Here is a 12261-nt window from a genome sequence, read left to right on the forward strand (position 1 = left end):
GTGTGGCAAAGTAGTAAGAATCGGAGGAGCCATGACCCGCTATTCCAAGTCACCCGAAGCCGTCGCCGCCCTGTCGCCCGAGGAATTCCACGTCACCCAGCGCAGCGGAACCGAACGGCCCGGCACCGGTAAGCTGTTGAACAACAAGGAACCGGGCATCTATGTGGACATCGTCTCGGGCGAGCCGCTGTTTGCCTCGACCCACAAATACGAATCCGGCTGCGGCTGGCCCAGCTTCACCAAACCCATCGTGCATGAGCATGTCGAAGAGTTGGAAGACCGCACGCTGGGCATGATCCGCACCGAGGTCCGCTCCAAACACGGCGACAGCCATTTGGGCCATGTGTTCCCTGATGGCCCGCGCGAACATGGCGGGCTGCGCTATTGCATCAACTCTGCCGCCCTGCGGTTCATCCATCGCGACGAGATGGAGGACGAGGGCTATGGCGAATTCCTGATTCATGTGGAGGATATCTGATGACCGAACACCGCGCCGTTCTCGCCGGGGGCTGCTTCTGGGGTATGCAGGACCTGATCCGCAAACTGCCGGGCGTGTCCCGCACACGTGTGGGATACACCGGGGGCGATGTGCCCAACGCCACCTATCGCAATCATGGCACCCATGCCGAGGGGATCGAGATCTGGTTCGATCCCGCACAGATCACCTATCGCGATCTGCTGGAGTTCTTTTTTCAGATCCACGACCCGACCACGATCAACCGTCAGGGCAACGACCGCGGGATGAGCTATCGTTCGGCCATTTACTACGTGGATGATGCGCAGAAACAGGTGGCCCAGGACACAATTGCCGATGTGAATGCCAGCGGCATCTGGCCCGGCAAAGTCGTAACTGAGCTTGAGCCCGTCGGTGATTTCTGGGAAGCCGAGCCGGAGCATCAGGATTACCTTGAGCGTATCCCCAACGGCTATACCTGCCATTTCCCGCGCCCAGACTGGGTGCTGCCGAAACGGTCCAGCGCGGCAGAGTAACCGTCCGGTAGCCCCGCTTGGGGCTACCCCACCGCCACGCGGGGCCGTCCGCTGGCCTCAACCGTGATCAGCGCCTCGACAAACACTTCCTGTGCTTCGATCTTGGCTGTGCGGATGTCACGGTCGACGGTCACGCGGATGTCTTCAGCCCCGGCGTCACGCACCGCACCTTCCGCCTCACCTCGCAACACGTCTTCTAGCAGCTGCAAGGCGCTGTTCGAATCCGAGAAATCCTGTGGCCCCTCTTCCAGATGCACCCGATAGCGGCCCTCGGCAGGCGAGGTCACGGTGCCGGTCCGCCGCAGAGTCAAACGCCCGACCACGGCACCGATGGCGTTCGCAACACCGGCATGTTCCGGCAGCACCATGTTACAATGCAGCCGCTCTCCGACCGCCGGGTAATAACTGGGGGCCGAGGCCCCAAGGCCCACTACATCCACGTTCAGCGCTGTATCCAGCGCGACCAGCCCGCGATGCTTGACCAGCCCGCGCTGGGTCAGAACATGACGCGCCAGTTCTTTCGCGGGCAAGTCGAATCCATTGCTTTCCTCGGCAAAAGCAGTCTCTAACAAGGTCAAAGCGGTCTGTTCGGTTAGCTGATCAACAATGATCTGCGCCAGCACCTCGGGCGACTGCGCCAGCCGGTCACCTGACCCAACCCGCTTACGCGCCACCAGTTCCAGCGCCTTGCGCGCGGCGTCAACGTCCCAATCCGCAAGCCGCCCCAAAACGTGGCTGGCATCCGACGGCGTCACGCCCGAGACCTGCACGATGCCGCGATCCACCAGACGGCTAAGCGCCCCATGTTCCATCCGGGTCTGCAGCAGACCGCTCAGCGGCACCACACGGTCTGCCAGACGTTCCAACAATACGGCCTCACGCGGACCGACCCCTTCGGTCGGGATACCCGGCACCCGGCGGGCAAACCGGGTGTCGTGCTCACCCACGGTCGTGGCGCGCAGTTGCTCATCCAGCGCCGCATGCGCCACCTCAGGGGCCTCGGTCGCAATCAGCGACACCGGCAACACCCGGCGCGGACCAAGAAAGACGTCGCCGCCCAGGCCTTCGGTGACCACATGCACCTGACTGTCGCCGCCCAGACCATGGGTGCGCATCGCCACCGCCTCAACCATGGTGCGAAAGCCACCGACCTGCGCGCCTGCCGGATCAATCGCGGGCTTCCCATCGCGGATCAGCGCCACATCGGTTGTGGTACCTCCGATATCCGACACCAGCGCGTTCTCAGCGTCGGTCAGCCAGCGTGCGCCCACAATTGACGCGGCGGGCCCGCTTAGAATGGTCTCGATCGGCCGTTCCCGCGCTTGTTCGGCGCTCATCAGCGCGCCGTCGCCACGCACGACCATCATCGGCGCGGTGATCCCCTGCGCCTGCAACTGGTCCTGCGCGCGCCCGATCAGCCGGTCGATCATCCCGATCAGCCGGGCATTCAACACCGCCGTCACCGCTCGTTTCGGCCCGTTCAGCTTGGCCGACAGGTGATGCGAACAGGTGACCGGAATGCCAGTACGCTCGGCAATCACGCGGGCCACTTCCAATTCATGCGCCGGATTTCTTGTGGCAAACTGCGCCGCAACCGCATAGCCGGAGATGCCCGTATGAGAGTCTAAAAAGGCCTCAAGTGCCTCGATATCCAGTTCGGCAGCCTGCCCTCCGGCATGATTGTGCCCTCCGGCCAGCACCAAAGCCGGGTCGCCTTTCAGCGCATCCCGCAGCCCATGCTTTTCCAAATCGCTTTCGCGAAAGCCAACATAGATCAAGGCCACGCGCCCGCCCTGCCCCTCGACCAGCGCATTGGTGGCCAGGGTAGTCGACAGCGACGCCATTCCGATCTGATCCGGCGCAACATTCGCTGTCTCAAGCACAACCGAGACCGCTCGGCCCACCCCAATCGCCAGATCCGCCCGCGTGGTCAGAGATTTGGCCGAGGCGATCACCTCGCGCTCATCCCGGATCAGCACCGCATCCGTATAGGTTCCGCCCGTATCCACCCCCAAAGCCAGCGCCATCGGGTCCTCCATCTGTTCGCCAGAATCGGGTGTAGCGTTTTCCTGCGGCGCGTCCAGCCCGTTTACGACAACCGCGCCACCGCCCAGCGCGCCGCATCCGCGACGGTCGGATCGGGATCAGCGGTCAGACCCTGCGCAACAGACCTCAGCGCTGGCTGCGCAGAATTGCCAATCGCATAAAGCACATTGCGCACAAACCGATCCCGCCCAATCCGCTTGATCGGCGAGCCCGAAAACATCGCCCGAAACGCCGCATCATCCAAAGACGCCAGTTCTGCCAGCGGAGGAGCCTTCAACTCCTCCCGCGCCGCATAGCGCAGATCGCTGGCCGCAACCGCAAACTTGTTCCAGGGACAGGCCGCCAGACAATCATCACAGCCATAGATCCGGTTGCCCAACAGCGCCCGCAGATCCTCATCCACCGGCCCCTTATGCTCGATGGTCAGGTATGAGATACAGCGACGCGCATCCAACCGGTAAGGCGCGGGAAACGCATCGGTCGGGCAGGCGGTCAAACAGGCCCGGCACGATCCGCAATGATCAACCTCAGCCCCGTCCACGGGCAAGTCAATCGTTGTAAAAACAGACCCTAAAAAGGCCCAGTTTCCCCAATCCTGACTGACCAGATTGGTGTGCTTACCCTGCCAGCCCAACCCGGCGGCCTGCCCCAACGCCTTTTCCGGCACCGGCGCAGTGTCGACAAACACCTTCACCTCCCCACCCGCTTCGGCAATCAGCCACCGCGCCAACCGTTTCAGGCGCTTCTTGACCAGATCATGATAGTCCTTGTTCTGCGCATAAACCGAAATCGCACCCAACGCAGGATGCGCCAAAACCTCCGTCGGATCATGCTCAGGCGTATAACTCTCGGCCAGCATGATCACCGATCGCGCCTCGGGCCACAGCGCTGATGGATCGCCCCGCCAATGGCTGCGTTCCGCCATCCACCCCATCTGCCCATGATAACCGGCCTGCAAAAACGCCTCCAAACGCCCGGCCACCTGAGGCACATCCCAAGGGCGGCACACCCGGCAAGCCACAAACCCCTCGGCAAGGGCCTGCTGTACCACCCGCTCCTTAAAATCCGATCCGTCCTTCATCTGGCCATAAATATCCTCGGGGGTCCGGGGGCAGACAGCCCCCGGTCCTACTTTAGATATCAGAAATCCAGATCAGCGTAATGCGCCGGCGGCCGAAACCCCGGCACCTGATCCGCCAGTATCGACCGAAACGCTGGCCGAGACTTGATCTTCGCATACCAATCCTTCACCGCCGCACTACGGTTCCAGTCCACGTCCGAGATATAATCCAGCGCCGACAGATGCGCCGCTGCGGCAAAATCAGCCAATGTCATCTGATCCCCGGCCAGCCAGCGGCGATGGTCCAGCAGCCACGCCATGTAATCCAGATGATACTTGATCGCCCGCGCGCCTTCCTTGACGTTCTTGCTGTCCGGATAACCTTGCCCGGTGACTTTCTTGTTCACCCGCTCATACAGCAGCTTCGACGTCACCTCGTGATGAAACTTGTCATCGAACCATCCCACAAGCCGCCGCACCTCATACCGCGCTTCGGGCTTTTTGGGCATCAATGGCGGCTCGGGGCGCGTCTCTTCTATGTACTCGCAGATCGCAGCGCTTTCGGCCATGATCTGACCGTCCAGCCGCAGCACCGGAACCTTGCCCGCCGGGTTGCGGCGTAGGAAATCCGGGTCCTGTTCCCAGTATCGTTCTTCGACCAGCTCAACCTCGATCTTCTTTTCGGCCAGAGACAAGCGAACTTTGCGACAATAGGGTGAGAGGGGAACGTGAAACAGACGCGCCATGGACTTCCATTCGAACCAAAGAATACGCTTCAAGCTTTAGCGCCAGTGGGGGCGGGGTTTCAATCCTCGAAACAATCAGCGCGCCCATCTGCGCGAATGGTGGCCGCTCCGTCCAAGATTGACGCCGCGCGCCGCCGGGTCCGCACCGAGGGATCGGTGACCGACCGGTTGCGCGGAGAGGGCAGGATCGCCGCAATCCGCGCCGCCTGCACCGGGCTCATTTTTGCGGCACTGACGCCAAAATACTTCTGGGCCGCAGCCTCGACCCCAAACACACCCTGCCCGGTTTCGGCGACGTTCAGATAGACCTCAAGAATGCGCTGCTTGCTCCAGACGATCTCGACCACAGGTGTGATTGAGGTCTCAAGCGCCTTGCGCACCCAACTGCGCCCCTGCCACAGAAACACATTCTTCACCACCTGCTGCGAGATGGTCGAGGCCCCCCGACTGCCGCCATCTTCCAGCGCGTCCCGGATCGCCTCGACGTCAAAGCCCCAGTGCAGGCAGAAATTCGCGTCCTCAGCCGCCACAACCGATTGCGCCATGATGGGTGCCATCTCCTCTATCGGCACCCACTCACGCTCCACCTTGCCCAGTCTGCGCCATTCGGACCAAATCGTATGGGTCACCGGCGGATTAACCACAGCGTAAAGCGCAACCAGCGCGACCAGCAGAACCACACCCGCCAACACGCCACGCGTGATCCAGCGGCGAATCCGCTTCAGGACCGGGATATTGGCCGTTGCTGCCTTTTTTTTCTTACCGCTTTTCTTGCGGACTGCTTTCTTTGCCATGGCACAGCTATACGACGTGCGCTCGCTGTTTGAAACGGGTGTTGTGGCGGCCCGCCCATAAGAAAACCCGCGCACCGACTGAGCACGCGGGTCCGAGCTTTGGTGTGCGGTGCCGTATTACTCTGCCGGAACCGCCTCTGCCTCAAGCGTCAGGGGATGGCTGAGCTTATTCAACATCTCCTTCGGGCAGACCTGCAGGAAATGGGCTTTTTCCACGTCCCAATGCTGTAGAATATCTACGCCCTTGCGGCTGTTGGTTTCCTCGACATGACGCTCGATCAGCGATTTCAGCTGATCTTCCCAATGGTCGACCGTGACCGGACAGGTGACGAGCGTTTCCATATTCATCAACGCCTCGGCTTTGCCCTCGGGATCGTAGAGATAGGCCATGCCGCCGGTCATGCCCGCGCCGAAATTAGCCCCGATATCGCCCAGAATGACGGCCACCCCGCCGGTCATGTATTCGCACCCGTTCGATCCACAGCCCTCGATCACCACTTTCGCACCCGAGTTGCGCACCGCAAACCGCTCTCCGGCGCGGCCCGCGGCGAACAGGTGGCCGTCGGTTGCACCGTACAGCACTGTGTTGCCGATGATCGTGTTGGCATCCGCCTGCAGCGGGCTGACCTGCGGTGGGCGCACGACGATCATGCCGCCGGACAGACCTTTGCCGACATAGTCATTGGCATCGCCGGATACTTCCAGCTTGAGCCCTGGAGCCGCAAACGCTCCCAGCGACTGGCCTGCCGAGCCTTGCAGCTTCACATGCAGATGGTCGTCCTGGAACGTGTTCCGCATACCGAAATTCTGCACGATATGGCTGGAAACGCGTGTGCCTACGGTCCGATGCGTGTTCTGCACGGCATAGGACAGTTGCATCTTCTCACCGTCTTTCAGGAACCGCGCCGCATCGCGCACGATCTCGGCGTCCAGCGTATCGGGCACCGCGTTGCGATCCTTGTCGCGGTTGTAGACAATGTCATGCGCGCCATCGACGGTGATCAGCAGCGGATTCAGGTCCAGATCGTCCAGATGCGCCGAGCCGCGGCTGACCTGCGCCAGCAGATCGGCCCGGCCAATGATCTCATCCACGGAACGCGCGCCGAGGCTGGCCAGCAGCTCGCGCACTTCCTGCGCGTAGAAGGTGATCAGGTTGACGACTTTGTCGGCGTTGCCGGTGAACTTGGCACGCAGGCTCTCGTCCTGCGTACACACGCCGACCGGGCAGGTGTTCGACTGGCACTGACGCACCATGATGCAGCCCATCGCGATCAGGGCGGCGGTGCCGATGCCGTATTCCTCGGCCCCCATCATCGCGGCCATGACGATGTCGCGGCCTGTGCGAAGGCCGCCATCGGTGCGCAGGGTCACCCGGTCGCGCAGGTTGTTCATCGCCAGAACCTGATGCGCCTCGGTCAGGCCCATCTCCCACGGTAGACCCGCATATTTGATGCTGGTTGCGGGCGAGGCACCCGTACCACCATTGTGTCCCGAAATAAGGATAATATCCGCTTTCGCCTTGGCCACACCCGCAGCAATCGTGCCAACGCCCGAGGATGCCACCAGTTTGACCGTCACCTTACAGCGCGGGTTGATCTGCTTGAGATCATAGATCAGCTGCGCCAGATCCTCGATCGAGTAGATGTCGTGGTGCGGCGGCGGCGAGATCAGCGTCACGCCTTTGGTCGAATGACGCAGACGCGCGATCAGATCGGTCACTTTCATGCCCGGCAACTGACCACCCTCACCGGGTTTTGCGCCTTGCGCGACCTTGATCTCCAGCTCTTCACACTGGTTCAGGTACTCGGCGGTCACACCGAACCGGCCCGAAGCCACCTGTTTGATCTTGGCCGATGGGTTATCGCCATTGGGTTCCGGCACGAAATGCGCCGGATCTTCGCCACCCTCACCCGAGTCGGATTTTGCTCCGATCCGGTTCATCGCCACGTTCAGCGTCTTGTGCGCTTCGGGGCTTAGCGCACCCAGCGACATACCCGGCGTGACGAACCGTTTGCGGATCGAGGTGATCGATTCAACCTCTTCAATCGGCACCGGCTTGCCCAGCGGTTTGAAATCCATCAGGTCACGCAGGTGGATCGGCGGGTTTGACTGCATCTTGGCGGAATACTGCTTCCAAAGCTCATATGAGGCTCTGTTACAGGCCATTTGCATCATATGCATCGAGGTCGCTTCCCACGCGTGGGTCTCACCCGATTTGCGCGCCTTGTAGAAGCCACCGATGGGCAGCACGTCCAGACCGCTGTGCCATGCCTTGGCATGGATTTCCTCAGCCTTAGTCTGAATGCCGGTAACGCCGATGCCCGAAATCCGGCTGGTCATGCCGGGGAAATACTCGGCCACCATCGCACGGCTGAGGCCCACCGCCTCAAAATTCAGGCCACCGCGATAGGACGAGATCACCGAGATTCCCATCTTGGCCATGATCTTCAGCAGACCCTGATCGATGGCCTCGCGATAACGCGCGACGTTTTCGGTGAGCGTCCCATCCAGCAGCCCGCGATCAATGCGGTCGGCCAGCGAATCCTCAGCCAGATAGGCGTTCACAACGGTCGCGCCACAGCCGATCAGCACAGCAAAGTAATGCGGATCGACACATTCTGCTGATCGCACATTCAGCGAACAGAAGGTCCGCAGCCCCTGACGCGTCAGATGCGAGTGCACCGCGCTGGTTGCAAGGATCATCGGCATCCCGACACGGCCCGCGCCCGAGTTCATATCCGACAGCACCAGATGCCCTGCGCCCGAACGCACGGCCTCTTCGGCTTCGGCTCTAACACGGGCCAAAGCGGCGCTCAGGGCGCCTTGCCCCGGTTCAAAACTGCAGTCGATCTCGGCCAGCGGCGAGGCGAAGGTTTCCACCAGCTTGTCCCACTGGGCGTTGCCGACAAAGGGGCTTTCCAACACCACGATCTCGGTCTGGCTGCTGTCTTCGTCCAGCACGTTTTTCAGGTTCCCGAACCGAGTTTTCAACGACATCACCCGGTATTCGCGCAAGCTGTCGATGGGCGGGTTCGTCACCTGGCTAAAGTTCTGCCGGAAGAAATGGCTGAGCGGGCGGTATTGCTTGGACAGCACGGCAGATGGCGTGTCATCGCCCATCGAGGCCAGCGATTCCTTACCGTCCTCGGCCATGGGCGACAGGATTTGTTCCAGCTCTTCCACCGAATACCCGGCGGCGATCTGCCGCTTGCGCAGCGCCTCGCCCGAGAAGATCGGCGTCTCGGTCACACCGGCAAGGGATTCGTCCAGATCGTGAATCTTGCCGACCCACTCACCAAACGGCAGCGCGCGCGCCAGCTTGTCCTTGATCTGCTTGTCGCGATAGAGCTTGCCGCGCTTCATATCCACGGCCAGCATCTGGCCCGGACCCAACGCGCCTTTTTCGGCCACCGATGCCTCGTCAATCGGCACCATCCCGGCCTCGGACCCAGCAATCACCAGACCATCGCCCGTCACCACATAGCGCATCGGGCGAAGGCCGTTGCGGTCAAGACCGGCGCAAACCCAGCGACCATCGGTCATCGCCAGCGCGGCGGGGCCGTCCCATGGCTCCATCACCGAGTTGCAGTAGGAATACATATCGCGCCAGGCCTGCGGTAATTCTACGGCCTGCTTGGACCAGCTTTCCGGCACCAGCATGGTTTTCGCCATCGGAGCCGAGCGGCCCGCGCGCACCAGAACCTCAAAAACCGAGTCTAATGCGGCCGAATCCGACGATCCGCCCGCGATGATCGGCTTGATGTCTTCGGCATGGTCACCAAAGGTCCCCGAGGCCATGCGGATCTCATGGCTTTTCATCCAGTTGACGTTGCCCTTGAGCGTGTTGATCTCACCGTTATGGGCCAACATACGGAACGGCTGCGCCAGCCACCATTGCGGGAAGGTGTTGGTGGAATAGCGCTGGTGATAGATCGCAAAGGTCGATTCAAAGCGTTCGTCCATCAGATCGGGGTAAAAGACCGCGACCTGTTCGGCCAGCATCATGCCCTTGTAGATGATCGACCGGCACGACAGCGACGCCAGATAGAGGCCCGAAATCCCTGCGGCCAGCGCCGCTTTTTCGATGCGGCGGCGGATGACGTATAGTTCGCGCTCGAACGTCTCTTCATCCACGCCCTTTGAGTTCGAGATCAGAATCTGTTCAATCTCGGGGCGCGTCGCGTTGGCCTTGTCACCCAGACAGGTGACATCGACCGGCACATGACGCCAGCCATAGATATAATAGCCCATGCGCAGAACTTCGGTTTCCACGATGGTCCGGCATTGCTCCTGCGCACCGAAATCGGTGCGGGGCAGAAAGACCTGACCAACGGCGATCAACTCGTCCAGGTTGGGTTCATGGCCGGTGCGGCGGATTTGGTCATAAAAGAACGGCACCGGAATCTGCACGTGAATACCCGCCCCGTCACCGGTCTTGCCGTCCGCATCCACCGCACCGCGGTGCCAGATCGCCTTGAGCGCATCAATCCCGGCATCGACAACCTTGCGGCTTTTCTTGCCATCGACCGAGACCACAAGACCCACGCCGCAGGACGAATGCTCTTCTTCTTCGGAATAGAGACCGTTTTGCGCCATCCATTGACGCTTGGTTTCTTCGGCTTTGACCCAATCGGCATCATACTTGGTCATTGGCTGTCTCCTTCTTCCGGCTGGGCGAACATGGCTTCAACCTCGGCCTTGGTCATCTGCTTGCGCTCGCCCGCGAACGCGTAGCCTTCGGGCTTTTTGTCGATATAGAGTTCAATTTGCAGCGGCAGCTGGGTGTCGTCGAACAGCCCTGCCGCCATCTGTGTGTGTCCGTGCATCTCACCCGGCAGGGTGATCCGGTACCAAAGCGCCGAGCCGCAGTCGGCGCAGAAGGCGCGCTCGGCCCAGTCGGACGAGGTGAAGGTTTTCACCGGACCCAACGCGGCATATCCGGGTTCGGCCTGAAAGGTCATCAGCATGGAACTGGTCCAGCGGCGACACTGGTCGCAATGGCAGGCGCCCAGCGCGTCTCGCGCAGGGGTCGCGGTCACGGTGACCGCGCCGCACATGCATTGGCCTTGCAATTCGGGCATAGCTATCGCTCCTGATCGCTGGGCTTATTCGGCCGCAACAGCCGCTTTGGCGTTGAACCGGTCGATGATCGCATCGGCGCAGTCACGGCCATCGCGGATGGCCCACACGACCAGAGAGGCCCCGCGCACGATGTCACCGATGGCATAGACGCCCTCCATCTCGGTCTCACCAGTCTGGAACGCCGCCTTGACGGTACCCCAGCGGGTTACCGGCAGGTCGGGCTGACCGAACAGGGTGGGCAGGTCTTCGGGCTCAAAACCCAAAGCCTTGATCACCAGATCGGCGTCTTCAACATAGTCGGCGCCTTCGATCACCTCAGGCGCCTGACGGCCCGAGGCATCGGGCTGACCCAGACGCATCTTCTGCACCATCACGCCGGTCACCTTGTCATCGCCAGTGAACCCTTTGGGCGCGCTGAGCCATTCAAAGATCACGCCTTCTTCCTCGGCGTTTTGCGTCTCGCGCTGCGAGCCCGGCATATTGGCCCGGTCACGACGGTACAGGCATTTGACCGAGGTCGCGCCCTGACGGATCGAGGTCCGCACGCAATCCATCGCGGTATCGCCGCCGCCGATGACGACGACCTTCTTGCCATCCGCATTCAGACGGCCATTGTCGAAATCTTCCACCGCGTCACCAAAGCTTTTGCGGTTCGAGGCGGTGAGGAAGTCGATCGCCTTTTCGATCCCGTCCAGCCCGCTGCCGGGCATGGTCAGATCGCGGGACTTGTAGACTCCAGTGGCGATAATCACCGCATCATGCTTGCCACGAATTTCTTCGAATTTCGTGGCGTCGACGTCGCAATTCAGCTCGAACGTCACGCCGCCATCGGCCAGCAGGTCATTGCGGCGCTGCACGATATCCTTTTCCAGCTTGAAGCCGGGGATGCCATACATCAGCAGACCTCCGGCGCGGTCATAGCGATCATAGACAGTGACCTGAATACCCGCCCGGCGCAGCATATCCGCGGCAGCCAAACCACCGGGGCCGCCGCCGATGATGCCCACGCTCTCGCTACGTTCAGCGCCCGGTGCGACCGGCTTGATCCAGCCTTTGTCCCACGCGGTGTCGGTGATGTATTTCTCGATCGTACCGATGGTGACCGTGCCGTGACCGGATTGTTCGATTACGCAATTGCCTTCGCACAGACGATCCTGCGGGCAGATGCGACCACAGATCTCGGGGAAGGTGTTGGTGGCCTGGCTGGTCTCATAGGCCTCTTCCAGACGGCCTGTCGCGGTCAGGCGCAGCCAGTCGGGGATATTGTTGTGCAGCGGGCAATGAGACTGGCAATAGGGCACACCGCATTGGCTGCAACGGCTGGCCTGTTCTTCGGCCTTTGCGGCTGCGAACTCGGCATAGATTTCGTCGAAGTCTTCCCTGCGATCATCGGCGGCACGCTTTTCCGGCATGACACGGTCGATCTGCACAAATTTCAGCATCGGTTGCTTGGCCACGGGTCAGACTCCATGAATTGGCTTGGTCCGGCCTGTTTAGGGGAACCGGCTCTGGATGAAAAGTCAGATACACTGACCTTTTTCCA

At 61.3% G+C, this 12261-nt stretch carries 9 protein-coding genes; 2 read left to right on the forward strand and 7 right to left on the reverse strand.

Annotated elements, in window-relative coordinates; all coding sequences use genetic code 11:
• Positions 1–31 precede the first annotated feature (31 nt).
• Positions 32–478 carry a peptide-methionine (R)-S-oxide reductase MsrB gene (gene msrB / locus ACR1XV_RS17250; protein WP_480533589.1) on the forward strand — a complete coding sequence of 149 codons (447 nt, stop codon included), beginning with the start codon at positions 32–34 and terminating at the stop codon, positions 476–478.
• Positions 478–990, forward strand: a complete 513-nt coding sequence (gene msrA, locus ACR1XV_RS17255; protein WP_480533591.1) for a peptide-methionine (S)-S-oxide reductase MsrA — start codon at positions 478–480, stop codon at positions 988–990. Before msrB ends, msrA begins: the two co-directional genes overlap by 1 nt.
• A gap of 23 nt (positions 991–1013) precedes the next feature.
• Here msrA and ACR1XV_RS17260 read toward each other — a convergent pair whose 3' ends face one another.
• The 7 genes from ACR1XV_RS17260 to ACR1XV_RS17290 all read right to left on the reverse strand — a co-directional run bounded on the left by ACR1XV_RS17260 (position 1014) and on the right by ACR1XV_RS17290 (position 12175).
• The gene (locus ACR1XV_RS17260) at positions 1014–3017 is read right to left on the reverse strand and encodes a hydantoinase/oxoprolinase family protein (RefSeq protein WP_480533593.1); all 2004 of its coding nucleotides are present in this window, start codon (positions 3015–3017) and stop codon (positions 1014–1016) included.
• A gap of 62 nt (positions 3018–3079) precedes the next feature.
• Positions 3080–4117: a tRNA epoxyqueuosine(34) reductase QueG gene (gene queG / locus ACR1XV_RS17265; RefSeq protein WP_480533595.1), complete on the reverse strand. Its 1038-nt coding sequence runs from the start codon at positions 4115–4117 to the stop codon at positions 3080–3082.
• 59 nt (positions 4118–4176) lie between these two features.
• Entirely contained in the window at positions 4177–4842 is a 666-nt protein-coding gene (gene fzlA, locus ACR1XV_RS17270; RefSeq protein ID WP_480533865.1) for an FtsZ-binding protein FzlA, read from the reverse strand.
• Between the two features lie 59 nt (positions 4843–4901).
• On the reverse strand, positions 4902–5636 hold the full coding sequence (gene mtgA / locus ACR1XV_RS17275; protein ID WP_480533597.1) for a monofunctional biosynthetic peptidoglycan transglycosylase: 735 nt from the start codon (positions 5634–5636) through the stop codon (positions 4902–4904).
• A 117-nt stretch (positions 5637–5753) separates the two neighbouring features.
• Positions 5754–10286, reverse strand: coding sequence for a glutamate synthase large subunit (gene gltB, locus ACR1XV_RS17280; protein ID WP_480533599.1), 4533 nt, complete (start codon positions 10284–10286; stop codon positions 5754–5756).
• Positions 10283–10717, reverse strand: coding sequence for a GFA family protein (locus ACR1XV_RS17285; protein ID WP_480533601.1), 435 nt, complete (start codon positions 10715–10717; stop codon positions 10283–10285). Before ACR1XV_RS17285 ends, gltB begins: the two co-directional genes overlap by 4 nt.
• A 24-nt stretch (positions 10718–10741) precedes the next feature.
• Positions 10742–12175 (reverse strand): NAD(P)-dependent oxidoreductase, encoded by a 1434-nt coding sequence (locus tag ACR1XV_RS17290; RefSeq protein ID WP_480533603.1) that lies wholly within the window; start codon positions 12173–12175, stop codon positions 10742–10744.
• Between the last annotated feature and the right edge of the window lie 86 nt (positions 12176–12261).

Source organism: Ruegeria sp. AD2(2025) (assembly GCF_056542385.1).